Genomic DNA, 23,965 nt, shown 5'->3' on the forward strand with positions numbered 1-23,965 from the left:
GGCCACCCGACGCGGCCGCTCGCACCGGCCCGGTCAGACCAGCCCGAGCGCCCTCAGGACGCGGTGCTGGCCCGCCGCCGGGACGACGGGCCAGTAGAGGTAGCAGACCCCGCCCGTGCCGCTGCGCACGTTGCCGTTCGCGTCGTACCGCTTCGTCCGGAGCCAGATCTGCTCCCATTCGGCGCGCGCGTAGATCCGGCGCACCGCGTCGTCGTCCTTGGAGGCGGGGTCGTTGGCGATGACGTCTCCGTCCTCGGTGAAGCCGATCACCGTCATCAGGTGGCCCGAGGTGCCGTAACCGGCGCCCGTCAGCTCCTCCTTGAGGAAGGACTGCGAGGTGATGACGGGAATGCCGGCCCCGACGAGGGTCTCCACGTCGGTGAGCGAGCCGAGGCGGGTGACGGCGGAGGACATGTCCGGGTAGGTGGCGGCGTAGGCGGCGTTGAAGGGCCAGTTGCCGCAGCCGTCGTACTGATAGTCGAACGTGTAGCGCGCCGCGTGGCAGACCTGGGGGTCGGGGAGGCCCGGCTTGACCCAGGCGAGCTGTTCGGCCGTGGGCTTGCGGCCCCAGTACTCGATGATCATCTGTGAGGAGGTGGGGCTGCACCAGGCCTCGCCGCCGTTGTCGTACTCGGGGTACTGCCCCGCGTGGAGGTTCTGCGAGTAGCGCGGCACCGCGAGCTCGTGACCCCGGCCGGTGCCGGGGGTGCTGGCCGGGACGGTGAAGCGGTCCGGGACGTCCGAGGCCATCGCGCCGACGCGCCACACCGTCGGGGTGAGGCGGGTGCCGGGCCTGCGGTGGAGGGTGAGGCGGAGCCGGTAGTGCGTCAGGCGCAGGCCGCTCGCCGCGTCGTCGAGGGAGAAGGTGTCGGTCCAGATGGAGCTCTTCCCGTCCGTCTGGTCGTCCACCGAGGTACGGCGGATGTCCTCGTCCCCGGCCGCCCAGCGGCCCATCACGTACCAGGGGGTGTCCGTGCCGTCCGAGTAGCGGCCGAGCAGTTCGATCTGGATCCAGGTACCGGCGGGGGTGTCGGCGTTCCAGGAGGCGATCACCTCGGTGGCCGGTACGGCGCTGCGGTGCGACGGGGAGGTCCAGGTGGCGTACTCCCACGCGGCGGTCGTGCCGGTGTGCGGGTCGGTGTGGTCGGTGGTCCCGGCCGGGGTGCCGATCACCAGACCGGGCCTGCGCCCGGCGACGGCCCGGGTTCCCGCGGCGGAGCCGGAGCGCCAGTCGGTGTACGTCGTCCAGGAGTGGTTGTCCACTGCGGTGTCCGGGGCCTTGGAGGGGAAGGCGGCGCGGCGGAAAGAGCCGGAGGCGGTGCGTGCGGCGGCGGACGCGGGTCCGGCGGCGGACGCCACAGCGGAGGCTGCGGCGACGGCCGCGAAGGCGGCGAGAACGTTTCTGCGGTGGTGCGGTCCGGTCATGGGGGGGCTCCCGAGTCGTTGGCGGACGAGGGCGTACAGCGGGTGCGGGGGCTTGCGTGTCCAGCGGGTGCGGCGTGCGGGCGTGTCCCGCCGATGCGGTGTACGGCAGGTGCCGCACGTGCACGGCGCGCGTGTCCGACGTCGATCGGTGCGCCAACTATCGCGGGTCCCGGCCCCGCCGGGCCAGTGATTCACCCCGCGCGGACGGAGCAACATTGGACTGGTCCGGTGGCGTCCGCGCGTGCTCCCACCCGCCGGCCGCGAGCCGTCGGCCCCCGCGTGACCTGCGGCGGGCCGGGGGTGGCCAAAGCCCGGCCCGTATTCTGGAGCCATGAACGACCTGGCCGGACACGCCCGCGGCCTCCTGGCCCTCTCCCCCTCCCTGGGTCCGGTGCGGCTCGTGGCGGTCGACGGGCACGCGGGCTCGGGGAAGAGCACTCTGGCCACCCGGCTCGCCGCCGCCCTGGGAGGCGCTCCCCTGCTCCGGCTGGACGATCTGGCCACCCACGAGGAGTTGTTCGCCTGGACCGGCCGGCTGCACGAGCAGGTGCTGCTGCCGCTGTCGCGCGGGGAGCGGGCGTGCTACGCCCCGTACGACTGGACCGCCCGCCGCTTCGGGCCCGAGCGGACGCTGGATCCCGCGCCGGTGGTGCTGATCGAGGGGGTGGGAGCCGGACGCCGGTTCCTGCGGCCCCGGTTGGCGGCGCTGTGGTGGATGGAGCTGGGCCGCGAGGCCTCCTGGGAGCGGGGGCGGCGACGGGACGGACCGGCGCTCGGAACGTTCTGGGACGGCTGGACGGTCGCGGAGGACGAACACTTCGCCGCGGACCCCTCCCGGCCGTACGCGGATTCGCTGGTACGCCAGTTGTCCGACGGCTACGAGTGGCTGGCGGGACCCCGGGCGACTGCAACCGAGGGTCGGAATGCTACGGAGAGTGAAGGCGGCTGGTCATCCGGCTGAGCCCCGGAAATCGCCAGGCGCATGTTCCAACTCGGCTTCACCGGCGGGGCTTACAGGTCTTACGTTCTCAATGTGCGGCTTTCCGGAGCCCCTCCAGGACACGAAGCCCCCGATTGTTCCCCCGTGATCGGGGGCTTCGTTCTGTCCGCAGCCCCCCTCCGTCCGCACCGCACAGGCCCTGCCCTTCACCGTCCGTCACGAACGACACCGTTCCGGTGGTTTCCGGGCTCGGTGCGACACTCGGCGGCTCGGTCAATTCCCGCCCGCGAAACGGTGATTCGGAACGCTTCCGTGGGCATGCTGTGCGGGCGGGACATCCTGGGGCACAGTCGTGTGGGGGACCTGATGGACATCGGCACGCAGGGCGCGCACGCCCCTGCCGAACTGGCCTGGCTGCGGGGCGTGGACGCCTACACGGTGGGCGCCTACCCGCACGCCGAGGAGGAATTCCGGACGGCGGTGGGACTCGATCCCGGCATGGCGGACGCCTGGCTGGGCCTCCACGCGCTGCGCATCGACACCACCACCGCGCTGCTGAGCATGTACAGGCACCGCGACCGATTCGGCGAGCAGCGCACCCGGCACAAACGCACGCTCAACTCCTGGTACTGGCTCGGCTGGTGGGTGCAGCCGGTACTGGAGACGCCGCGCGATCTGCTGCTGGCGCACGCCTCGCACTGGCTGGACGGCCGCCATGTGCCGGAGCTGGACCGGGCGTTGGCCGGGCTCCCGCCGGTCGACACCGACGCGCAGGTGCGCTTCCTGCACGCGTGCCGGGCCTATCTCGCCAAGGACTGGGAGCAGTTGGTCCGTTATACCGAACGGCTGGTCGACGACCCGTTGCTCGGGATCGAGGCGCGGCTCTTCGGCGGGATGGCCAGGGTCCGGCTGGAGATGTACGGGCAGGCCGAGCCCCTGCTCGCCGCGGCGCTGATGCGCTGTCGCAGCGAGCAGCCGCAGCGCAAGGAGCTCCGGTACTGGCTGGCGCGGGCGCACGAGGGGACAGGGCGCAGCGCCGCCGCGCTCCCCCTCTACCGGGCGGTGCACCGGGTCGATCCCTCGTTCATGGACACCTCGGCCAGGCTTGCGGCCATCACCGATCACGACGGGTTCGACGAGCCGGCCGGCCTCGCCCCGGCCGCCAAAAGCGGCTACGGCGCGGACGAGCTGGGTTCCGAATCCCAGCCGGACGGCGACGCACTGCTCGGTACGGACCTGGTGGACGGCGGCCGTGACCCGTGGCTGGGCGTCGATCCGCTCGGTCCCGTCGCCCCGGTGGTCACGACCGCCCCGGAGGGTGCGCGCGCCAAGCGGTCCGGGTCCGGCCGGGCGGGGCGTCCGGTCCCGCCGACCGGGCCGAGCGACCCCGCGCTGCTGGCCGACGCGCTCGCCGAGCTGGAGCGGATGGTCGGGCTCGATCCGGTCAAGCGGCAGGTCAAGGCGCTCTCGGCGCAGCTGAACATGGCGCGGCTCCGGGCCGAGCAGGGTCTGCCGGTCCAGCCGCCCAAGCGGCACTTCGTCTTCTCCGGCCCCTCGGGCACGGGGAAGACGACGGTCGCCCGCATCCTGGGCCGGGTCTTCTACGCCCTGGGCCTCCTCGGCGGCGATCACCTGGTGGAGGCCCAGCGGTCCGATCTGGTGGGCGAGTTCCTCGGCCAGACGGCGGTCAAGGCCAATGAGCTGATCGACTCGGCGCTGGGCGGGGTGCTCTTCGTCGACGAGGCGTACAGCCTCGCCAACTCCGGTTACAGCAAGGGCGACGCGTACGGTGACGAGGCGCTCCAGGTCCTGCTGAAGCGGGCCGAGGACAACCGGGACCACCTGGTGGTCATCCTCGCCGGTTACCCGGAGGGCATGGACCGGCTGCTGGCCACCAACCCGGGGCTCTCCTCGCGGTTCACCAGCCGGGTCGACTTCCCGAGCTACCGCCCGCTCGAACTGAGCGCGATCGGCGGGGTGCTGGCCGCCGCCAACGGCGACCTCTGGGACGAGGAGGCCCTGGAGGAGCTGCGCAGCATCAGCGGCCATGTGGTCGAGCAGGGCTGGATCGACGAGCTGGGCAACGGACGCTTCCTGCGCACCTTGTACGAGAAGAGCTGCGCCTACCGCGACCTGCGGCTCTCGGGGTACGCGACGGCGCCGGGCCGCGCCGATCTGGCGACGCTGCGGCTGCCGGACCTGATGCAGGCGTACGGCGAGGTGCTCTCCGGCCGTGGCCCGGTCGGCCGGGGACAGACGGAGGCTCCCGGCGCTTGAGGACCCGTACGCGACGGTGGGCCCGCCCGGCACGCGCCGGACGGGCCCACCCGCGGGGACGAAGGTACGACCGCCCGTCAGCCGATGTCGGCCATGGCCTTCGGCTCTCCGTGCGCCCGGTGCTCCGGGACCGCGTCGACCGTCCGGCGCGGTACCGAGACGCGGTGGGCGGGGTCGCGGACCTCGCCCACCAGCATTTCCAGTACGTCCTCCAGGGCGACGAGTCCGAGGACCCTGCCCTGCGCGTCGGCGACCTGGGCCAGGTGGGTCGCGGCCCGGCGCATCACGGCCAGGGCGTCGTCCAGCGGGAGTTCGGCCCGTACGGTCGCCATCGGGCGCCAGACGTGCTGGGGCACGGCGCGCTCGCCGTCCTCCAGGTCGAGGACGTCCTTGACGTGCAGGTAGCCCATGAACGGGCCGCCGCGCTCGGCGCGCACCGGAAAGCGCGAGAACCCGGTCCGTACGGTGAGCTCCTCGACCCGGCGCGGGGTGACGGACGGGTCGACCGTCACCAGTGAACCGTTCTCCAGGAGCACGTCCGTGACGGGCCTGCTGCCGAGTTCCAGGGCGTCCTCCAGCCGTTCCTGGGCCTCCGGCTCCAGGAGCCCGGCCTGGCCGGAGTCCTCCACCAGCCGGTTCAGCTGCTCGCTGGTGAAGACGGCTTCGACCTCGTCCTTGGGCTCGACCCGGAAGAGCTTCAGCACGAGCCGGGCGCAGGCGCCGAGCGCCGCGGTGACCGGACGGCAGAGCCGGGCGAAGCCCACCAGGGCGGGGCTGAGCCAGAGAGCCGTCCTCTCCGGGGCGGCCATCGCCAGGTTCTTCGGGACCATCTCTCCGACGACGAGGTGGAGGACGACGACGAAGACGAGGGCGAGGACGTACCCGAGCGGGTGGACGAACCCCTCGGGTACGTGTGCCGCGTGGAAGACGGGTTCCAGGAGGTGGGCGACGGTCGGTTCGGCGACGGCGCCCAGGGTGAGCGAGCAGACGGTGATGCCGAACTGTGCGGCGGCCATCATCTGCGGGAGGTTCTCCAGGCCGTACAGCACCTTGCGGGCGCGGGCCGACCCGCTCGCGGCGAGCGGTTCGACCTGGCTGCGGCGGACCGAGACGAGCGCGAACTCGGCGCCGACGAAGAAGCCGTTCGCGAGGACGAGGAGCCCGGCGAAGAGCAGTTGGACCACGCTCATCGGCCGGCCTCCTGCAGGGTCCGGCCCATGGTCCGGCCGGGGGTCGCGGGAAGGGCTCCGTCCGGATGGTCCGTGCCGTCCGGCTGCCCGGACACGTCCGCGGTGCGGACGAAGCGGACCTGCTCGGCGCGGTAGTGGCCCACCTGGCGGACGGAGATCCGCCAGCCGGGCAGTTCGGTACGGTCGCCTGGGGCGGGGATGCGCCCGAGGAGGTCGGCGACGAGTCCGGCGACGGTCTCGTACGGTCCGTCGGGTACGTCGAGGCCTATCCGGCGGAGGCTGAGGACTCGGCAGCTGCCGTCGGCGTCCCAGGCGGGGCGGCCGTCCTCGCCGGTGACGGAGACCAGCTCGGGCCGGTCGGCGCCCTCGGCGTCGTGCTCGTCGCGGACTTCACCGACGAGCTCCTCGATGATGTCCTCCAGGGTGACGACACCGGCGGTGCCGCCGTACTCGTCGACGACGACGGCTATCGGCTGCTCGTTGCGGAGCCGCTGGAGCAGTTGTTCGACGGGCAGGGACTCGGGGACCAGCAGCGGCGGGACGGCGATCCGGCCGGCCGGAGTGCGCAGCCGCTCGGCGGCCGGGACCGCGAGGGCGTCCTTGAGGTGGACCATGCCGACGACCTCGTCGATGCGTTCCCGGTAGACGGGAAAGCGGGAGAGGCCGGTGGCGCGGGTCAGGTTGAGCACGTCGGCCGCGGTGGCGGTCGACTGGAGGGCGCTGACCCGGACCCGGGGGGTCATGACGTGCTGGGCGGTGAGACCGCCGAGCGACAGGGTCCGTACGAAGAGGTCGGCGGTGTCCTGCTCCAGGGTGCCGGCCTCCGCGGAGTGCCGGGCCAGCGAGACCAGCTCGCCCGGGGTGCGGGCGGAGGCCAGTTCGTCGGTGGGCTCGACGCCCAGCAGCCGGACCAGCCGGTTGGCGAGCGTGTTCAGCGCCGTGATCACCGGGCGGAGCGCGGTGGCGAAGCGGTGCTGGGGGCCGGCGACGAACCGGGCGACCTGGAGGGGCTTGGAGACGGCCCAGTTCTTGGGCACCAGTTCGCCGATGACCATCTGCACCGCCGAGGCGAGCAGCATGCCGGTCACCACGCTGATGGTGGGTACGGCTCCGGCGGGCAGTCCGGTGGCGGTGAGCGGTCCGGTGAAGAGCTGGGCGAGCGCGGGTTCGGCGAGCATGCCGACGACCAGCGAGGTGATGGTGATGCCGAGCTGGGTGCCGGAGAGCTGGAAGGAGAGTTCGCGCAGCGCGTCGACGACCGTGCGCGCGCGCCGGTCGCCTTCCGCGGCCGCGCGTTCCGCCTCGGGCTTCTCGACGGTGACGAGGCCGAACTCGGCCGCCACGAAGAAGCCGTTGGCCAGAATGAGAAGGAATGCCGCGATGAGCAGCAGCAGGGGGGTGGTCATGCCGCCGCCTCCGGGGAAGGGGCGGCGCAGGTACTACCGGACGATCCGTCCATTGCTGGAAGGAGTCACTCCTCGGGTCGCAGGAAAAGCCCCGCCGGTCTGCGGACCGTCTGGGCGGGGCGGGGCGCCACTCGGCGCCGCCGAACCCCAGAGTAGTCAAGAATCGGTGTGTCCGGGCAGGGGCTCACGGCCATCGGCCGGGCGCCCCCGTGCCCGCCCGGGCGGGCGGGCCTGAATTCCCGTCGCCCCCGAGGGCACGTTCAGGCCTGGACGCTGCTGCCGTGTGCCGCGACGAGCCGGCGCAGCTCCCCCGCGTCCCGTACGGCCTGCTGCTTGGAGAGGCCGGGCTGGATACCGAGGGCGGGCAGGCTGGTGCCGTCGCTGAGGCCGAGGAAGAGCCAGGGGTCGCCGGCCCTCAGGTTGACCTGGAGGATCTGCGCCCAGGCGAGCCGCCGGGTCCGGGTGAGGTTGACGACGGTCAGCCCGTCCTCGTCGGCGACGATCTTGGGCCGGGCGAGCATGACGAGGACCCCGGAGAAGAGGGCCGCGAAGACGATGAAGGTCACCCGGTCCCCCGGACCGAGGCTCTCCAGCATCAGCGCCATGACGGTGATGACGACGAAGAGCGCCAGCGCGATGGTGAGCAGGACCAGCCGGGTGAGTCCCGGCCGGAACGTCACCGGGAGGGCCGGCTGTCCGGTCCGGGGCGTGGGGGCGGACATCAGGTTCTGTCCTCTGCTCGGGGTGCTGGGTAGGAGGGCCGGGCTCCGGTCAGAGCCGGCAGGCGTGGATCGCCGTGGTGAGGATGGCGCGGGCGCCGAGCTCGTACAGGTCGTCCATGATCCGCTGTGCTTCGCGGGAGGCGACCATGGAGCGGACGGCCACCCAGCCCTCGTGGTGCAGCGGGGAGACGGTCGGCGACTCCAGGCCCGGGGTGAGGGCGACCGCGCGCTCCAGGTGCTCGACGCGGCAGTCGTAGTCCATCATCACGTACGTCCGGGCGACCAGGACACCCTGCAGGCGGCGGAGGAACTGCTGGACCTTGGGCTCGTCGGCGTCGGCGCCGGTGCGGCGGATGACGACGGCCTCGGACTTCATGATCGGCTCGCCGATCACTTCGAGCCCGGCGTTGCGCAGGCTGGTGCCGGTCTCGACCACGTCGGCGATGACCTGGGCCACACCGAGCTCGATGGCGGTCTCGACCGCGCCGTCGAGGTGGACGACGGAGGCGTTGACGCCGTTGTCCGCGAGGTGCTTGGCGACGATGCCCTCGTAGGAGGTGGCGATCGTCATGCCGTCGAAGTCCTGCGGGCCCTCGGCGGTGCCCGGCTTGGTGGCGTACCGGAAGGTCGAGCGGGCGAAGCCGAGCTGGAGGATCTCCTCCGCGTCGGCGCCCGAGTCGAGCAGCAGGTCACGGCCGGTGATGCCGATGTCGAGACGGCCGGAGCTCACGTAGATCGCGATGTCCCGGGGCCGCAGGTAGAAGAACTCGACCTCGTTGACGGGGTCGACGAGGACGAGCTCCTTCGACTCCTTGCGCTGCTGGTAGCCGGCCTCATGGAGCATCGCCATCGCAGGCCCGGAGAGTGAACCCTTGTTGGGGACGGCGATGCGCAGCATGAGCTCGGGTTTCCTTTGTACGAAGGAGTGTGCGGACGGTTCTGCGGGCGTGCGGGGGTTCCGGCGGTACGGGGCGTGCGGCGGGGAGAGGCGTTGCTCAGAGGTGGGCGTAGACGTCGTCGAGGGAGATCCCGCGCGCGACCATCATCACCTGGACGTGGTACAGCAGCTGCGAGATCTCCTCGGCGGCCGCTTCCTTGCCCTCGTACTCGGCGGCCATCCAGACCTCGGCGGCCTCCTCGACGACCTTCTTGCCGATGGCATGGACCCCCTTGCCCACCAGTTCGGCGGTGCGCGAGGTGGAGGGGTCGCCGTCCGCGGCCTTGAGCGTCAGCTCGGCGAAGAGTTCTTCGAAGGTTTTGTTGGCCATGATGGTCCCTAGAATACGGGGTCCCCGCCCGCCCTCAGCGCCAGGGTTCGCTGACGGTACGCAGCGTGGTGGCGGTGGCGACGGCGGCGGTGACCGCTTCGTGGCCCTTGTCCTCGGACGAGCCTTCCAGACCGGCCCGGTCCAGCGCCTGCTCCTCGGTGTCGCAGGTGAGGACGCCGAATCCGACGGGAACGCCGGTGTCGACGGTGACCTGGGTGAGGCCGGCGGTGACGCCCTGGGAGACGTACTCGAAGTGCGGGGTGCCGCCGCGGATGATCACGCCGAGGGCGACGACCGCGTCGTAGCCGCGACCGGCGAGGACCTTGGCGACGACCGGCAGTTCGAAGCTGCCCGGGACGCGCAGCAGGGTGGGTTCGTGGATGCCGAGTTCGCCCAGCGCGCGCAGGGCGCCGTCGACGAGGCCGTCCATGACCTTCTCGTGCCACTGGGCGGCGACGACCGCCACGCGGAGGTCCTCGCAGTTGCTCACGGACAGTTCGGGTGCGCCCTTGCCGCTCATGTCTGCTCCTACCGTTCTTTCGGTTCTGTGGGTCTGTCCGAGGGATTACTGGTTGCCGCAGGTGGAGGCGGGCACGCCGTCGAGCCAGGGCAGGTCGTGCCCCATCCGGTCCCGCTTGGTACGCAGGTAGCGCAGGTTGTGCTCGCCGGCCTGTACGGGCATGGGCTCGCGGCCGTTGACCGCGAGGCCGTGGCGGACCACGGCGGCGGTCTTGTCGGGGTTGTTGGTCAGCAGCCGGAGGCTGCGTACCCCGAGGTCCTGGAGGATCCGGGCGCCGGCCGCGTAGTCGCGGGCGTCGGCGGGCAGGCCGAGTTCCAGGTTGGCGTCGAGGGTGTCGGAGCCTCGCTCCTGGAGTTCGTAGGCGCGCAGCTTCTGGAGCAGGCCGATGCCCCGGCCCTCGTGGCCCCGGAGGTAGACGACGACGCCCCGGCCCTCGCCGGTGATCCGCTCCATGGAGGCCCGCAGCTGGGGACCGCAGTCGCAGCGCTGGGACTGGAAGATGTCGCCGGTCAGGCATTCGGAGTGGATGCGGACGAGGACGTCCTCGCCGTCGCCGACGTCCCCGTGGACCAGGGCGACGTGTTCGACGCCGTCGGTCACGGAGCGGTAGCCGTAGCCGGTGAAGTCGCCGAAGGCGGTCGGCAGCCGGACCTCGGCCTCGCGGCGGACGGTGGGTTCGGCACTGCGACGGTAGGCGATCAGGTCCTCGATGGAGATGATCGTGAGGCCGTGCTTGCGGGCGAACGGCACGAGTTCGGGGAGCCGCAGCATGATGCCGTCCTCGCCCGCGATCTCGACGATCGCGCCGACCGGGCGCAGTCCGGCGAGCCGGGCGAGGTCGACGGCGGCCTCGGTGTGGCCGTTGCGGACGAGCACGCCGCCGTCCCGGGCGCGCAGCGGGAAGACGTGGCCGGGCCGGACGAAGTCGCCGGGCCCGGCCGTGCCGCCGGCGAGCATCCGCAGGGTGGTGGCGCGGTCGGCGGCGGAGATGCCGGTGGTGACGCCGTACTCGGCGGAGGCGTCCACCGAGACGGTGAAGGCGGTCTTCATCGACTCGGTGTTGTGCTGGACCATCTGCGGGAGTTCGAGCCGGTCGAGCTCGTCGGCCTCCATCGGGGCGCAGATCAGTCCGCGGCACTCGCTCATCATGAACGCGATGACTTCGGGCGTGGCCTTCTCGGCGGCGATGACGAGGTCGCCCTCGTTCTCGCGGTCCTCGTCGTCGACGACCACCACCGGGCGGCCGGCGGTGATGTCACGGATCGCCTGCTCGACGGGGTCGAGCGCGAGTTCGCGGTCGTGGTGCGAAGGGGTGGCGGGCTGGGCTGTCATGCCGTGGCTCCTTCCAGACCGGCGGTGCGCGTACGCAGCCACCAGTCGCGCATGCCCCACAGGACCAGGGCGCCGTAGATGACGTAGACGAATCCGGAGAAGGCGAAGCCGTTGGCGAAGTTCAGCGGGACGCCGACCAGGTCGACCAGCAGCCAGGCGAACCAGAACTCGACCATGCCGCGCGCCTGGGCGTACATCGCGACGATGGTGCCGACGAAGACGTACGCGTCCGGCCACGGGTCCCAGGACAGCTCGGGGAAGGCGGTGAACAGGCCGCCGACGGCGAGGGTGCCGACCGCCGCGCCCGCGAGCAGTACGCCGCGTTCGCGCCAGGTGGCGAACCGTACGGCTATGGAGCCGTCCTGCGCCTGCTGCTTGCCGCGGGTCCAGGAGTACCAGCCGAGCAGCGAGACGACGATGACCACGATCTGCTTGCCCGCGCTGCCGGACAGGTGGGCGGAGGCGAACGCGAAAAGCAGGATCGCGCCGGACAGGAGCTGGGCGGGCCAGGTCAGCACGGACCGCTTCCAGCCGAGGGCCAGGGCTATCAGACCGATCGTGTTGCCGATCATGTCCGACCACTTGATGTGCTGGTCGAGGACGGTGAACGCCTCGGAGTTGAGCCAGTCGGCGGCGTTCACTTCGCGGTCTCCTCTTCGGTGTCGCCCTGGTTGCGGAGGTAGGTGTCGCCCTGGTTGCCGGAACGGCCGCCGAGCAGGCGCTCGACGTACTTCGCGATGACGTCGACCTCCAGGTTGACCGGGTCGCCGACCTGCTTGAGGCCGAGCGTGGTCAGCGCGAGGGTGGTGGGGATGAGGCTGATGGTGAAGTGGTCGGGCCCGGCGTCGACGACGGTGAGGCTCACGCCGTCGACGGTGATCGAGCCCTTCTCGACCACGTACCGGGTCAGTTCGGCGGGCAGCGAGACCTTGACGATCTCCCAGTTCTCCGAGGGGGTACGGGCCAGGATGCGGCCGGTGCCGTCCACGTGCCCCTGCACGATGTGGCCACCGAGCCGGCCGCCGAGCGCCATGGGGCGCTCCAGGTTGACGCGGGAGCCGGCGACGAGCGCGCCGAGGCTGGAGCGCTTCAGGGTCTCGGCCATGACGTCGGCGGTGAACTCGTGCGCGCCGGTCTCGACGACCGTCAGGCAGACACCGTTGACGGCGATCGAATCGCCGTGCTTGGCGCCCTCGGTGACGACGGGTCCGCGCAGCCGGAAGCGGGAGGAGTCGTCGAGTTCCTCGACGGCGGTGACCTCACCCAGTTCTTCGACAATTCCGGTGAACACTAGTTTCCCTTCCGAGCGGTGGAGTCCGCGGCGACGGTGGCGGGGACGGCGGTGATGCGGAGATCGGGGCCGATGCGCACGGTCTCGGTCACATCGAGCCGCAACGCCCGGGCGATGGTGGAGATTCCGGCCTCGGCGAGGGCGGCGGGTCCCGCGCCGAGGAGGACCGGGGCGAGGTAGCCGACGACCCGGTCGACGGTCCCCGCGGCGACGAAGGCGCCCGCCAGGGTGGGGCCGCCTTCGAGGAGTACGGAGCGGACGGACCGCTCGTGGAGGGCCGCGAGGAGGGCGGTGACGTCCAGTCCGGTGCCGGTGGCGGCGCGCGGCAGCCGGAGCACGTTCTCCTCGGGCAGGTGGCGGGTGTCGGCGTCCCCGGCGACCGCGACCAGGGTCGGTGCGGTGGCGTCCAGGACCCGGGCGCCGGGCCGTACGGCGGTGGCAGTGGTGTCCACGACGACGCGCAGCGGCTGTGTGGCACCCTCGACGCCCCGGGCGCCGAGCTGAGGGTCGTCGGTGCGGGCCGTACCGGAACCGACGATCACGGCGTCGGCCTCGGCGCGCAGCCTGTGCACGTCGGCGCGGGACTCCGGCGAGGTGATCCAGCGGCTGGTGCCGTCGGCGGCGGCGATCCGGCCGTCGAGGGTGGCGGCGTACTTCCAGAGGACGTACGGGCGTCCGAGGCGCACCGAGGTGAGCCAGGCGGTGTTGCCGGCCTCGGCCTCGGCGGCGAGGAGCCCGCTCCCGACCTGGACCCCGGCGGCGCGCAGGGTCTCGGCGCCCCCGGTGGCCTGCGGGTTCGGGTCGCCGACGGCGTGGACGACGCGGGCGACGCCGGCCTCGATCAGCGCCTGCGCGCAGGGGCCGGTGCGTCCGGTGTGGTTGCAGGGTTCGAGGGTGACGTACGCGGTGCCGCCACGAGCCCGTTCCCCGGCCTCGCGCAGGGCGTGGATCTCGGCGTGCGGTCCTCCCGCGCGCTGGTGGAAGCCTTCACCGGCCGGCGCTCCGGCGGCGTCGGTGATCACACAACCGACGACCGGATTCGGGCTGGTGGAGCCGAGGCCGCGGGCGGCGAGCTCGATCGCTCGGCGCATGGCGGTGATGTCGGCTGCGGTTGCCACCGGGTCCTCCTGCCTCTTCGGGCACGGACTCCGGGGCCTGTCGATGACGACAGATGAAGCGGTACGCAACAGGGATGGCGCCTGGACCGCGAAAACCGAACGCGCCGCCCGGAATTCTCCGGAACACGCGTCCGCCCACGGCGGCGTACCCGATGACGGACCGCCGCGCACTGCCTCCCATCCGGACTTTCACCGTCGGTCCAGGAATCTCACCTGGTCAACCGGCCGCTGGATGCGGACGGGTCGCGGACTATAACCGCCGGTTCGGAATTACACCGACCCCGGAGTGCGCTGCTGCTGGTACCCCCTCAGTCTGCCACGTCTTGCGTCCGGCCAGCAGGGGGGTAGCTGTGCGGTGGCTCACAGTGAACGTTCCGTGAGGGGCGCGGCCACCGGTACGAGGGAGGCCCGGCGCCGCCCGGGAGCGCGGGTCAGGAGCCGGCGGGGGCGAAAAGCGCGTCCTGGGCCGCTTCCCGGGCGGTGAAGAGCGCGCCGCGCAGGATCGCCGTGCCGCCCAGTTCGCCCGCCCGGACCTCGGTGCGCAACGGTGACAGCACGGCCAGGCGCTGCTCGACGAGGGCCGCGAGTCCGGCGCCCCCGGCGTGGCCCACCTCCCCGGCGAGCACCAGGCAGCCGGGGTCGAGGACCGAGACGACGGAGGCGGCACCGAGGGCGATCCGGTGGGCGAGGGCGCCGAGGAACGCCTCGCCGCCCAGCGCTCCGGCGAGCGCGTTGCGGACGTACGCGGCGGCGGCGTACCCCTGCTCGGGGCCGGACGCCGCGCACCGCGGTTCCGTACCTTCCCCGCCTTCCCCGCCTTCCTCGTCCGGGCGGGTCCGCGGGGGCTCCATGCCGTGGGAGGCGGCGAGGGCACAGATGGCCTCCGAGCCCACGAGCGAGTGGAACCCGCCCTCGCAGGTGGCGGCCGAGAGGGTGCCGACCGCGCCGGGGACGGGCATGAAGCCGATCTCCCCCGCGCCGCCGGAGGCCCCCCGGCGCAGGGTGCCGTCGAGCATGAGCGCGGCGCCGATGGCGTGGCCGAGCCAGAAGAGGGCGAAGGTCGGCCGGTCGCGGGCGGCGCCGACGCGGTGTTCGGCGACGGCGGCGAGGTTGGTCTCGTTCTCCACGAGGACCTTGGCGGGCAGCCGCTGCTGGAGGGAGGTCACCAGCTCGCGGTGCCAGGCGGGCAGTCCGATGGTGACCCGGAGTTCGCCGGTGGCGGGGTCGATCAGCCCGGGTGCCCCGATGCCGACGCTGTGCAGCGGGGCGTCGCCCGCCGCGCGGGCGGTGCGTTCCAGCAGGGCGACGGCCCGCTCGACGGCGGGCGCGGTGCCGGTGTCGCTGCCGATGGGCACGCTGGCCTCGGCGAGCGTCCTGCCGAGGAGGTCGGCGACGATCACGGAGACGCTGCCGGTGCGGATGTCGAGCGCGGCGAGGTGGGCGCGGTCGGCGACGATCCCGTACAACCTGGCGTTCGGGCCCCGGCGTTCGGCGCCGGCTTCGCCGACGACCTCGATGAGACCGGCGTCCTGCAGCCGTTCGACCAGGTCGGCGACGGTCGGACGGGAGAGCCCGGTCGACGTTTTGAGCTGGGTGGCCGTCAACGGGCCGTCCTGCTGGAGGAGACGCAGGGCGAGCCGGTCGTTGATGGCCCGGGCGGTGCTCGGTGAGGCGGGCATGCCGGAATCCTTCCAGATCGCCTCCGCGCCCCTGGACGCGGGCTTTTTATCAGGCAAGGTTCCTGATAGTTTACGCCTCGATCCTGGCACAGGAGCACCGGCCGCTCTGCGGGCGCCAATGGGGAGGGAACCTCGCGATGTCATCGGACTCGACCACCACAGCCTTCGGCACCGCGCAGGTGAAACGCGCCCGATACGCGATCGCCGCGGTGTTCACCGTGCACGGCGCGGTCACCGGCAGCTTCGCCACGCGGGTCCCCTGGATCCAGGACCACGCAGGGGCCAGCGCGGGACAGCTGGGCCTCGCCCTGGCCTTCCCGGCGATCGGCGCCTCGCTGGCGATGCCGCTGGCCGGCCGGATCAGCCACCGGTTCGGCGCCCGGAACGCCCTGCGCGGACTGCTCGCCCTGTGGACGCTGGCGCTGGTCCTGCCCGCGCTCGCCCCCGACCTGGTGACGCTCTGCGCGGCCCTCTTCGTCTACGGCGCCTCGGCCGGCATGTCCGACGTGGCCATGAACGCGCTGGGCGTGGAGGTGGAGAACCGCCTGAACCGGTCGATCATGTCCGGCCTGCACGGCATGTGGAGCGCCGGGGCCCTGATCGGCTCGGCGGCGGGCACGGTGGCGGCCCACGTCGGCGCCGACGCGCGCCTCCACCACGCCCTGGCCGCGCTCGCCCTGACCCTGCTGGGCCTCATCGCCTGCCAGGGGGTGCTCGACCTGCGCAGCGAGGCGGACGAGGAGCCGCCGCCGCGCTTCACCCTCCCGCCCAAGTCGGCGCTGGTGATCGGCGCGATCGGCTTCTGCGCCGTCTTCGCCGAGGGCGCCAGTATGGACTGGTCGGCCGTCTACCTGCGGGACGTCGTCGACACCTCCGCCGGTCTCGCGGCCGCCTCCACGACGGCGTTCGCGCTGACGATGACGGTGGCGCGCCTCGCCGGGGACAAACTCGTGGACCGGTTCGGAGCGGTCCGTTCGGTACGGGCCGGCGGAGCGCTCGCCACGGCGGGCGGGGCGCTGGTGGTCTTCTCCCCCGGCGGCGCGGTGGGCGTCCTGTGCGGCTTCGGGCTGATCGGCCTCGGGGTGGCGGTCGTCGTCCCGCTGGCCTTCGCGGCGGCCGGGCGCAGCGGTCCGAACCCGAGCCAGGCCATCGCGGGCGTCGCCACCATCACCTATACCTCCGGGCTGGTCGCACCGTCCGCGATCGGTTCGCTGGCGGAGGCGACCTCGCTGGTCGTCTCGTTCGGCCTGGTGACCGTGCTCGCCTTCGGCCTGGTGCTCGGGGCCGGGGTCCTGCGGGGCGCCGACCGCAAGGTCGCCGACGGGGCGCCCGCCCCGGCCGGCGTGGTGGCGAAGAGCCCGTCCGAGGGCTGAACCGCCGACCGGACCGCGGGGTACGTCAGGCGAGGTGCAGGCGGGCCTCGTCGGCGCCCCGCGCGGCGGCCACCGCCGCGGCCTCCTCCTCCAGGGCCCGGCGGACCGGGGCGGCGAGCGGGGCGAACGGTGTGACGGTGATCGCGACCGCGCGTCCGGCCGCCTTGGCCCGCCAGGTGCCGGCGGGTTCGGCGCCCACCAGCAGCACGCCCGGGTTGCCCATGGCCCGCCAGATCTCCTTGCGGCGGGCCTCGTCGGGGACGAGGAGCTCCCGGTCGCGGCCCTGGAGGAACGGGTCGCCCGGCGGCAGCAGCCGTACCGTCCCCCGGACGTCCGGCGCTTCGGCCGCCCCGGGCTCCGGGGCGGCCGACCAGGCGGTACGCACCGCGCCGCCCGCTTCGGCCACCTCCACCTCCAGCAGGCCCCCGGGCCACGCCGCCCGGACGACCGGGGTCCGCACACCGAGGTACTTCGCCACGTCGGCGGGGCCGGCCGGACCGTGCAGTCGCAGGTAGGCGCGGACCAGGGCGTCCGTACCGTGCGCGGCCTCCGGCAGCGCGAACCCGGGCTCCAGCGGCGAGAGCGTCGTGCCGCCCTCGGAGGTGACCCGTACCGCTCCGAAGAGCCCGGCCTGCTGGAAGAGGAGCCCGGAGATGTGCCGGGCCCCGCAGGTGGCGCAGTCGAAGGTGAGCGAGGGGTCCACCAGCGCGCTCACCTCCCCGCTGACCACGCCTTTGGGCTTCGGTCCGGTCACCACCGACCGGAAGGCCTCGGCGGTGGTCCGGAAGGCGCGCAGCCCGAGCTTCGCGCCCTCCTTGATGACCGTCGTACGGATGCGGGCCCCGGCGTCGGCGTCGTCCAGCGGCCAGAGCGCCCCGGCCAGAGCGGGGAGCGCGTCCGGCCGGTGCAGGTGCGGGGCGCCCCGGAACGTCCAGACCCGCTCGAGTCCCTCGGGCGGGACCCCGCGCGCGGCGAGCGCGAGCCGCGCCGAACCTGCCGGGGTGTCCTGTACCCCGAGCAGCCCGAGCGGGCCGGGACCGGGTGCGCCGGAGGACCGGTCCAGCCCGTGGGCCGCGAACCGGAGGGCGAGGACCTGCGCGCGGTCCATCCTGCTCGCGGGCGCTTCCGTCGCCGTCGGCCGATTCGTGCGCACCATGATCCGTCCACCCTTCGTCGTGCGGCCATCATGCCCGGCTGCGGCGCCCGGGACGACGGGTCGGTCCGGCTCAGTGTGGCGGACCGGTTTTCGATGTCCGGTCACCTCTCCCGCCTCTCCTGGGACACCGAGGTCCTCCACGACAGCGCGGGGGCCTCGACCGGGGGCGGCATCCGCCCCGGTGGGAGGGGTGTGCCCCGCCCGCGCCGCCCGGGGCTCAGCCCCGGTCGTACCCCGGGTTCTCCGGCTCCCGCAGGGGAGGTTCGCCGGTCATGTGGGCCGGCGCCAGGGCCCGCAGGGCGTGGTAGCCGAGGACCACGACCAGGGTCCCCAACGCGATGCCGCTCAACTCGAAGTTGTCGGTGAAGGTCAGGCTGACGTTGCCGATCCCGATGATGACACCGGCCGCGACCGGCACGAGGTGCAGCGGGTTGGCGAGGTCGACGCCGGAGCGGACCCAGATCTGGGCGCCCAGCAGGCCGATCATGCCGTAGAGAATGACGGTGATGCCGCCGAGGACCCCGCCGGGGATCGCCGCGACGAAGGCGCCGAACTTGGGGCAGAGCCCGAAGAGGATCGCGAACCCGGCCGCGCACCAGTAGGCGGCGGTGGAGTAGACGCGGGTGGCGGCCATCACCCCGATGTTCTCCGCGTACGTGGTGGTCGCGGGACCGCCCACGGAGGTCGCGACCATGGTGGCCGCGCCGTCCGCCATGATCGCCGTGCCGAGCTGGTCGTCCAGCGGGTCGCCGGTCATCTCGCCGACGGCCTTGACGTGTCCCGCGTTCTCCGCGATGAGGGCGATGACCACGGGCAGGGCGACGAGGACCGCCGATCCGGAGAAGCTCGGGGCGTGGAAGTCCGGCAGGCCGATCCAGCTCGCGTGGCCGACCCCGGACAGGTCGAGGCGCCAGTGGTCCACGGCCTCGGTACCGCCCGCCGGCGAGTGGATGCGGCCGAAGATCCGGTCGAGCACCCAGGAGAGGACGTAGCCGAAGGCCAGTCCGAGGAAGATCGCGATGCGGGACCAGAAGCCGCGCAGGACGACCAGGGCGAACCCGGTGAAGGCCATGGTGGCCAACGCGGCCCACTGGTCCTGCGGCCAGTAGGTGCCGGCCGTCACCGGGGCGAGGTTGAAGCCGATGAGCATGACGACCGCTCCGGTGACCACCGGAGGAAGCACCATGTGGATGATCCGCGCGCCGAGTGCGCGCACCACCGCCCCGCAGAGGAAGAGCACGGCTCCGACGACCAGCAGTGCGCCGGTGAGGGTCGAGGCGTCACCGCCCTGCGTCGCGATCACGGCGGCGACGCCGACGAACGAGAGGCTGCTCCCCAGGTAGCTGGGGATACGGCCCCGCGTGACGAGCAGGAACAGGATGGTGGCGACACCGGACGCCATGACGGCGAGGTTGGCGTCCAGGCCCATCAGGACCGGCGCGACGAAGCACGCGCCGATCATGGAGACCACGTGCTGGGCTCCGAGCCCGACGGTCCGGCCCCAGGTCAGCCGCTCGTCGGGCTTGACGACCTCCCCCGGCAGCAGATGCTTCCCGTCACCGTGCAGCTTCCAGCCGAAGCCCGCCATGATCACCCCTCAGCTCGTGTCACACCCCCGGAAGGCACCGGCGCGGGCAACGTCGCACGCCCTTCGCCCACCGGCGCTCCAGGTCGGGGCAGCACGAACGCACCCCGCGGAACCATGACCGGAAAAGAACCTTTGTAGCCCAATTCCGGCCGCGTGGCCAAAACGTTCATCCTCGCGTACGGGTGACCGACCCGCAGGAGCTCGTACCTGCCGGGGCGTAGGAGGAACCGCGACGGACGGCTCCAGCCCGTCGCGAGGGCTACGCGTACTCCGTGCTGAACTCCCCCGCCTCCGCCGGGCAGCCGTTCGCCGGTCCGTCGCCGAGCCCGGCTGCGGACCCTCGCATCCAGGTGTCGTACGAGCGGGGGTCCGGCACCCCGCCCCCGGAGGTCCCGCCGCAGTCACGGCCGGCGAGGGCGTACGCGCGGCGCCTCCGCCATACCCGGGGAAACCTTTCTCGCGCCCCGGGACTTCGCGGACGCGGTCCGGCGCTCCACACCATCCTTCCGGGGCACCGGGGTTCGTCCGATCCGATGAACTCCGGCCCGGCCGGCGCCGCGTCGGGAGTACGGCTGGGACGCTGCTGCCATGGCGCAGTCGGAACAGATCGCGGACACGGCCCCGCCCGGCCCGGACCGGGCCGTGGAGACGGCACCCACCAGCATCGCGGACGTGGTCGGACGCATGCGCGCCCTGGGGGCGCTGTGCCCCGAAGGGGACGGCGTGGGGGTCTTCAACGACGTGTACCTGGCGGTCACCGAGGCCATCGGCGGGGAGCTCGGCGCGGGCGGCTTCCCCGACCGCGCCGCCACCTCGGTGCTGGACGTCCGGTTCGCCGAGCACTACCTGACCGCGATCGGCACCGCCGACCGGGGCGGCCCCGCACCGGAATGCTGGCGTCCGCTCCTCCAGTTCCGGCGTCATCCGGGCGTACGCCCGATTCAGTTCGCCCTGGCGGGCATCAACGCGCACATCGGCCACGATCTCGCGCTGGCGGTGGTGGACAGCTGCCGTACGCTCGGCTGCGCCCCGCCGGACCTGGAGGACGAGTTCGAGCGCGTGGGCGACCTCCTCGTCACTCTGGAGGAGCGCATCCGCGAGGATCTGATGCCCGGACCGGATCTGCTGGAGATCGCCGACCCGCTGACCCATCTGCTGACGTCCTGGAGCCTCCAGCGGGCCCGGGAAGGCGCCTGGTCGGCGGCGAAGGTGCTCTGGCGGCTGCGGGTGGTCCCGCCGCTCGCCGAGGAGTTCCGCCGGCGTACGGACGCGACGGTCGGCCTGGTGGGCCGCTTCCTGCTGACGCCCTGCGGCTGAACCGCGGCACGTACCCGCCCCCCGGTCGGCCCGGTCCGGGAGGCGGGTACGGCGTCAGTCCTCCGGCAGTTCCACCGGGGCGATCTCGTCGAAGAGGTCGCCGGGGCCCGGGTTGGCCGGGTCGGTGGAGCCGCCGAACTGGGTCATCACGCCCCAGACGGCGTTGAGGGCGGTCTGCACCGCGCCCTCCGCCCAGCCGGCCGTCCAGGAGATGTCGTCGCCGGCCAGGAAGATCCCCCGCTTCCCGGCGGGCAGCCGGTCCTGCATGAAGTGGGTGAACAGCCGCCGCTGGTAGCGGTAGTGGCCGGGCAGGTTCGCCTTGAACGCGCCCATGAAGAAGGGCTCGTTCTCCCAGGAGACGGTCACCGGGTTGCCGATGACGTGCTTGCGGATGTCGACGTTCGGGTAGATCTCGCCGAGCGACTTCAGCATGACGTCCATGCGCTCGTTCGGGGAGAGCGGCAACCACTTCAGGCTGTCGTCGCACCAGGTGTACGAGAGGCAGATGACGGCCGGCTTGCCGGGCCCGTCGTCCAGCAGGTACGTGCCCCGGGTCATCCGGTCGGTCAGCGTCATCGACATGGTGTCGCGGCCGGAGGTCTCGTCCTTGTCCAGCCAGAACGGCCGGTCGACCGGGACGAACAGCTTGGACGACTCCATGTAGTGGGTGCGCTCCATCGCCGTCCAGTGGTCGATCGGGAAGAGCTCGTCGTCGCAGGCGATCTTGGAGAGCAGCAGCCAGGACTGTCCGGTGAAGACGACGGCGCGGTAGGTGCGGATGTCGCCGTCCGCGTCGGTGACCGTGACGCGGTTGCCCGCGGTGCGGTCGAGCCGGGTGACGGCGGGCCGGGGGTCGCCGCCGTGCAGGGAGGAGAGCGAGGTGCCGAGCGGCCAGTGCACCATCTTCACCGGTTCGCGGTCCCACAGGCGCAGCGGCAGCTGCTGGCTGCCTCCGACGATCCCCCGGTGGTGGTCGTCGGCCTCGGTGTAGACGACCCGCAGGATCTCCAGGATGGAGTTGGGGAAGTCGGTGTCCCAGCCGCCGGTGCCGAAGCCGACCTGGCCGAAGATCTCGCGGTGGCGGAAGGACTTGAAGGCGTCGGAGGCGCACAGGAAGCCGTAGAAGGTCTGGTTGTCGAGCTGTTCGACCAGCCGGGCCCAGATCTCGCGGATGCGCGGGACGTCCCGTTCGCGCAGGGCCCGGTTCATGTCGGAGAAGTCGGCGCCCTCCTCCAGACAGGTGTTCCAGGCGTCCATCACGTCGCGGTAGACCTGGGGCAGGTCGTCGACGGTGCGCGCGTAGTGCGACTCACCCTTGAGGTCCACGACGGTCGAAGGGGTCGTCGGGGAGAGCGGGTTGGGAAACGGCCGGGTCTCCAGGCCGACCAGGTCGATGTAGTGCTGGAGCGCGGTGGAGGAGGGCGGGAAGCGCATCGCGCCCATCTCGGCGGTGAGCGAGGGGTCGCAGCCGTCGAAGCCCACGGTGCGCAGCCGGCCGCCGATCCGGTCGGCCTCGTAGAGGACGGGGCGCAGGCCCATCTTCATCAGCTCGTAGGCGGTGATGATGCCGGAGAGGCCGCCGCCGACGACCGCGACCTCCTGGCCGTGCTCGGTGGCGGGGATCTGGCCGAGGCCCGCGGGGTGCGCGAGGAAGTCGTCGTACGCGTACGGGAAGTCCGGGCCGAACATGGTGATCGGCGGGGCGGTGTCGGCGTGCGGGACGGCGTTGGGCACCGTGGACGTCATGGGGTACGGACTCCTGGTGGGGACGAGAGGGGAGACGAAGAGGCGGGAGGGCCTTCAGGCCCGGCGGGCGAGCGCGCCGTACAGCTCCGGGCGACGGTCGGCGAGGTACGGATTGGCGGCGCGCGAGGCGTCGAGGAGGGCGGGGTCCACGTCGCCGGTCACGAGCTCCTCGCCGCGTCCGGCCCGGGCGCGCACCGCGCCGTCGGGGCCGGCCAGGCAGCTCAGTCCGACAAACTCGAACTCCCCTTCCGGGCCGGTCCTGTTGACGTAGGCGATGTACATCTGGCTCTCGAAGGCGCGCACCGGCACGACGGCCTCCGCGACGAACTGGAAGGGGTGCATCTGCGCGGTGGGCACGAGCAGCAGGTCGGTACCGGCGAGGGCGTGCGCCCGTACGTTCTCCGGGAACTCGACGTCGTAGCAGATCAGCAACCCGACGCGGACGCCGTCGAGTTCGGCCTGGACGACGGCCCGCTCCCCGGGGGTGAACCAGGTGTGCTCGAACGCGCCGAAGAGGTGGGTCTTGCGGTAGTGGGCGAGGGGTGTGCCGTCGGGGCCGATGAGCTGGGTAGCGTTGTGGATCAGCTCGCCCGCACGCTCCGGGTAGCCGTACAGGACGGCGATCCGGTGCCGGGCGGCGAGGGCGGCGACGGCCCGGGCGCCGGGGCCGTCGAAGGGTTCGGCCAGGCGGGGCACGGCGTCGCCGAGGGCGTAACCGGTGAGGTACAGCTCGGAGGTCACCAGCAGCCGGGCCCCGCCGGCGGCGGCGCGCGCGGCGGCGGCGTCGAGGGCTTCGAGATTCGCCGTCACGTCTCCGGGGGTGCCGGAGCTCTGGAACAGGGCGGTGCGCAACGACGGCATGGCTGACCTCGGGCGGGGCGGCGGGGGACGTATCCGAAGGTACGTTTCGCGCCACACCCCCGACAAGGCGCGAGCGTTGCGCACCGACCGTCGATCCGTTGCGTCCGCAAGCCCTTGCGCGGCGATTCGTTGCGCAGGGCGTCGTCGCAGGTCAGGAAGGTGATCCAGGTCTCAGCGTGGAGCCGTACGGAGCTGGGTCCGCTCGCTCGGACCATGCCGGGCCGGGTCTCACTCGGCGGGCGGCCCGGACACGTAGCGGCGGACCAGTGGGGAGAGCACCAGGACCGACTTCGTGCGCTCCACGTAGGGCTCGCTCGCGATGCGTTCGAGTACCTGCTCGAAGTGGCGCATGTCCGCCGCGAAGACCTGGACGACGGCGTCCGCCTCGCCGGTGACGGTGGAGGCGGAGGCGATCTCGGGGTAGCGCGAGAGCCCGCTCCTGATCGCCTCGGGGGAGGTGTTGCGGCTGCAGAAGATCTCGATGAACCCCTCGGTCTCCCAGCCCAGCGCGGAGGGGTCGACCCGCACGGTGAACGCCGTGATCGCCCCCTGGTCGCGGAGCCGGTCGACACGGCGCTTCACGGCGGGTGCGGACAGGCCGACGAGGGCACCGATGTCGGCGTAGGAGCGTCGGGCGTCTTCGGCGAGGGCGTGGACGATGCGTTCGTCGAGGTCGTTCAGGCGCACGTCGGGCGGTTCACTTCTCTGCGAGGGCTGCTGCGGGGGCGGCGTCGCCGCCCCCGCAGTAGACCACGG

The 23,965-nt window shown here is 72.5% G+C and carries 21 protein-coding genes and 1 riboswitch; of the genes, 4 read left to right on the top strand and 17 right to left on the bottom strand.

What is annotated here, in order from left to right:
- Nucleotides 1-33: 33 nt before the first annotated feature.
- Nucleotides 34-1,425 carry a C39 family peptidase gene (locus ACFZAX_RS28005; RefSeq protein WP_390965060.1) on the bottom strand — a complete coding sequence of 464 codons (1,392 nt, stop codon included), beginning with the start codon at nt 1,423-1,425 and terminating at the stop codon, nt 34-36.
- 331 nt (nt 1,426-1,756) lie between these two features.
- On the opposite strand from ACFZAX_RS28005, the gene ACFZAX_RS28010 reads away from it, so the two are divergent.
- Both ACFZAX_RS28010 and ACFZAX_RS28015 read left to right on the top strand, forming a co-directional pair.
- On the top strand, nt 1,757-2,386 hold the full coding sequence (locus ACFZAX_RS28010) for a uridine kinase (RefSeq protein WP_390965061.1): 630 nt from the start codon (nt 1,757-1,759) through the stop codon (nt 2,384-2,386).
- 297 nt (nt 2,387-2,683) lie between these two features.
- Nucleotides 2,684-4,642 (top strand): AAA family ATPase, encoded by a 1,959-nt coding sequence (locus tag ACFZAX_RS28015; RefSeq protein ID WP_390965107.1) that lies wholly within the window; start codon nt 2,684-2,686, stop codon nt 4,640-4,642.
- A 77-nt stretch (nt 4,643-4,719) separates the two neighbouring features.
- Here the strand turns inward: ACFZAX_RS28015 and ACFZAX_RS28020 are convergent, their stop codons facing one another.
- The 11 genes from ACFZAX_RS28020 to ACFZAX_RS28070 form a co-directional block, all read right to left on the bottom strand.
- The gene (locus ACFZAX_RS28020; RefSeq protein WP_390965062.1) at nt 4,720-5,832 is read right to left on the bottom strand and encodes a CNNM domain-containing protein; all 1,113 of its coding nucleotides are present in this window, start codon (nt 5,830-5,832) and stop codon (nt 4,720-4,722) included.
- Nucleotides 5,829-7,238, bottom strand: a complete 1,410-nt coding sequence (locus ACFZAX_RS28025) for a CNNM domain-containing protein (RefSeq protein WP_390965063.1) — start codon at nt 7,236-7,238, stop codon at nt 5,829-5,831. Before ACFZAX_RS28025 ends, ACFZAX_RS28020 begins: the two co-directional genes overlap by 4 nt.
- Before the next feature lie 260 nt (nt 7,239-7,498).
- A complete protein-coding gene (locus ACFZAX_RS28030) occupies nt 7,499-7,960 on the bottom strand; it encodes a PH domain-containing protein (RefSeq protein ID WP_390965064.1) in 462 nt (153 codons plus the stop codon).
- Between the two features lie 49 nt (nt 7,961-8,009).
- The gene (gene hisG / locus ACFZAX_RS28035) at nt 8,010-8,858 is read right to left on the bottom strand and encodes an ATP phosphoribosyltransferase (RefSeq protein WP_390965065.1); all 849 of its coding nucleotides are present in this window, start codon (nt 8,856-8,858) and stop codon (nt 8,010-8,012) included.
- Between the two features lie 97 nt (nt 8,859-8,955).
- Nucleotides 8,956-9,228 carry a phosphoribosyl-ATP diphosphatase gene (locus tag ACFZAX_RS28040; protein ID WP_266702246.1) on the bottom strand — a complete coding sequence of 91 codons (273 nt, stop codon included), beginning with the start codon at nt 9,226-9,228 and terminating at the stop codon, nt 8,956-8,958.
- 34 nt (nt 9,229-9,262) lie between these two features.
- Entirely contained in the window at nt 9,263-9,748 is a 486-nt protein-coding gene (ribH, locus tag ACFZAX_RS28045; protein WP_390965066.1) for a 6,7-dimethyl-8-ribityllumazine synthase, read from the bottom strand.
- A gap of 45 nt (nt 9,749-9,793) precedes the next feature.
- Nucleotides 9,794-11,080 carry a bifunctional 3,4-dihydroxy-2-butanone-4-phosphate synthase/GTP cyclohydrolase II gene (locus ACFZAX_RS28050; protein ID WP_390965067.1) on the bottom strand — a complete coding sequence of 429 codons (1,287 nt, stop codon included), beginning with the start codon at nt 11,078-11,080 and terminating at the stop codon, nt 9,794-9,796.
- Entirely contained in the window at nt 11,077-11,721 is a 645-nt protein-coding gene (gene pnuC, locus ACFZAX_RS28055) for a nicotinamide riboside transporter PnuC (protein ID WP_390965068.1), read from the bottom strand. Before pnuC ends, ACFZAX_RS28050 begins: the two co-directional genes overlap by 4 nt.
- Nucleotides 11,718-12,371, bottom strand: a complete 654-nt coding sequence (locus tag ACFZAX_RS28060; RefSeq protein ID WP_390965069.1) for a riboflavin synthase — start codon at nt 12,369-12,371, stop codon at nt 11,718-11,720. Before ACFZAX_RS28060 ends, pnuC begins: the two co-directional genes overlap by 4 nt.
- A complete protein-coding gene (gene ribD, locus ACFZAX_RS28065) occupies nt 12,371-13,489 on the bottom strand; it encodes a bifunctional diaminohydroxyphosphoribosylaminopyrimidine deaminase/5-amino-6-(5-phosphoribosylamino)uracil reductase RibD (RefSeq protein WP_390965070.1) in 1,119 nt (372 codons plus the stop codon). The genes ACFZAX_RS28060 and ribD overlap by 1 nt, the downstream gene beginning before the upstream one ends.
- A 163-nt stretch (nt 13,490-13,652) precedes the next feature.
- Nucleotides 13,653-13,783, bottom strand: a riboswitch (FMN riboswitch).
- A 137-nt stretch (nt 13,784-13,920) separates the two neighbouring features.
- A complete protein-coding gene (locus ACFZAX_RS28070; protein WP_390965071.1) occupies nt 13,921-15,168 on the bottom strand; it encodes an ROK family protein in 1,248 nt (415 codons plus the stop codon).
- A gap of 137 nt (nt 15,169-15,305) precedes the next feature.
- Between ACFZAX_RS28070 and ACFZAX_RS28075 the strand changes: the two genes are divergently transcribed.
- Nucleotides 15,306-16,541, top strand: coding sequence for an MFS transporter (locus tag ACFZAX_RS28075; protein ID WP_390965073.1), 1,236 nt, complete (start codon nt 15,306-15,308; stop codon nt 16,539-16,541).
- Between the two features lie 25 nt (nt 16,542-16,566).
- Here the strand turns inward: ACFZAX_RS28075 and ACFZAX_RS28080 are convergent, their stop codons facing one another.
- Complete coding sequence (locus ACFZAX_RS28080) at nt 16,567-17,697, bottom strand: DNA glycosylase AlkZ-like family protein (RefSeq protein ID WP_390965074.1); 1,131 nt, start codon at nt 17,695-17,697, stop codon at nt 16,567-16,569.
- A gap of 217 nt (nt 17,698-17,914) precedes the next feature.
- Entirely contained in the window at nt 17,915-19,285 is a 1,371-nt protein-coding gene (locus ACFZAX_RS28085; protein ID WP_390965075.1) for a solute carrier family 23 protein, read from the bottom strand.
- Nucleotides 19,286-19,873: 588 nt separating this feature from the next.
- On the opposite strand from ACFZAX_RS28085, the gene ACFZAX_RS28090 reads away from it, so the two are divergent.
- Entirely contained in the window at nt 19,874-20,602 is a 729-nt protein-coding gene (locus ACFZAX_RS28090) for a DUF5995 family protein (RefSeq protein WP_390965076.1), read from the top strand.
- A gap of 54 nt (nt 20,603-20,656) precedes the next feature.
- Here ACFZAX_RS28090 and ACFZAX_RS28095 read toward each other — a convergent pair whose 3' ends face one another.
- The 3 genes from ACFZAX_RS28095 to ACFZAX_RS28105 form a co-directional block, all read right to left on the bottom strand.
- Entirely contained in the window at nt 20,657-22,348 is a 1,692-nt protein-coding gene (locus ACFZAX_RS28095) for an FAD-dependent oxidoreductase (RefSeq protein WP_390965077.1), read from the bottom strand.
- A gap of 54 nt (nt 22,349-22,402) precedes the next feature.
- Complete coding sequence (locus tag ACFZAX_RS28100; RefSeq protein ID WP_390965078.1) at nt 22,403-23,209, bottom strand: nitrilase-related carbon-nitrogen hydrolase; 807 nt, start codon at nt 23,207-23,209, stop codon at nt 22,403-22,405.
- A gap of 228 nt (nt 23,210-23,437) precedes the next feature.
- Entirely contained in the window at nt 23,438-23,896 is a 459-nt protein-coding gene (locus ACFZAX_RS28105) for an Lrp/AsnC family transcriptional regulator (protein WP_327174670.1), read from the bottom strand.
- Between the last annotated feature and the right edge of the window lie 69 nt (nt 23,897-23,965).

It is taken from the genome of Streptomyces sp. NPDC008125 (assembly GCF_042957125.1).
Classification (GTDB): domain Bacteria; phylum Actinomycetota; class Actinomycetes; order Streptomycetales; family Streptomycetaceae; genus Streptomyces.

Bases quoted from the DNA above. Each gene is read 5' to 3' on its own strand.
- ACFZAX_RS28005 (WP_390965060.1), bottom strand. From the start codon at position 1,425: ATGACCGGACCGCACCACCGCAGAAACGTTCTCGCCGCCTTCGCGGCC.
- ACFZAX_RS28010 (WP_390965061.1), top strand. From the start codon at position 1,757: ATGAACGACCTGGCCGGACACGCCCGCGGCCTCCTGGCCCTCTCCCCC.
- ACFZAX_RS28015 (WP_390965107.1), top strand. From the start codon at position 2,684: ATGCTGTGCGGGCGGGACATCCTGGGGCACAGTCGTGTGGGGGACCTG.
- ACFZAX_RS28020 (WP_390965062.1), bottom strand. From the start codon at position 5,832: ATGAGCGTGGTCCAACTGCTCTTCGCCGGGCTCCTCGTCCTCGCGAAC.
- ACFZAX_RS28025 (WP_390965063.1), bottom strand. From the start codon at position 7,238: ATGACCACCCCCCTGCTGCTGCTCATCGCGGCATTCCTTCTCATTCTG.
- ACFZAX_RS28030 (WP_390965064.1), bottom strand. From the start codon at position 7,960: ATGTCCGCCCCCACGCCCCGGACCGGACAGCCGGCCCTCCCGGTGACG.
- hisG (WP_390965065.1), bottom strand. From the start codon at position 8,858: ATGCTGCGCATCGCCGTCCCCAACAAGGGTTCACTCTCCGGGCCTGCG.
- ACFZAX_RS28040 (WP_266702246.1), bottom strand. From the start codon at position 9,228: ATGGCCAACAAAACCTTCGAAGAACTCTTCGCCGAGCTGACGCTCAAG.
- ribH (WP_390965066.1), bottom strand. From the start codon at position 9,748: ATGAGCGGCAAGGGCGCACCCGAACTGTCCGTGAGCAACTGCGAGGAC.
- ACFZAX_RS28050 (WP_390965067.1), bottom strand. From the start codon at position 11,080: ATGACAGCCCAGCCCGCCACCCCTTCGCACCACGACCGCGAACTCGCG.
- ACFZAX_RS28070 (WP_390965071.1), bottom strand. From the start codon at position 15,168: ATGCCCGCCTCACCGAGCACCGCCCGGGCCATCAACGACCGGCTCGCC.
- ACFZAX_RS28075 (WP_390965073.1), top strand. From the start codon at position 15,306: ATGTCATCGGACTCGACCACCACAGCCTTCGGCACCGCGCAGGTGAAA.
- ACFZAX_RS28080 (WP_390965074.1), bottom strand. From the start codon at position 17,697: ATGGTGCGCACGAATCGGCCGACGGCGACGGAAGCGCCCGCGAGCAGG.
- ACFZAX_RS28085 (WP_390965075.1), bottom strand. From the start codon at position 19,285: ATGGCGGGCTTCGGCTGGAAGCTGCACGGTGACGGGAAGCATCTGCTG.
- ACFZAX_RS28090 (WP_390965076.1), top strand. From the start codon at position 19,874: ATGGCGCAGTCGGAACAGATCGCGGACACGGCCCCGCCCGGCCCGGAC.
- ACFZAX_RS28095 (WP_390965077.1), bottom strand. From the start codon at position 22,348: ATGACGTCCACGGTGCCCAACGCCGTCCCGCACGCCGACACCGCCCCG.
- ACFZAX_RS28100 (WP_390965078.1), bottom strand. From the start codon at position 23,209: ATGCCGTCGTTGCGCACCGCCCTGTTCCAGAGCTCCGGCACCCCCGGA.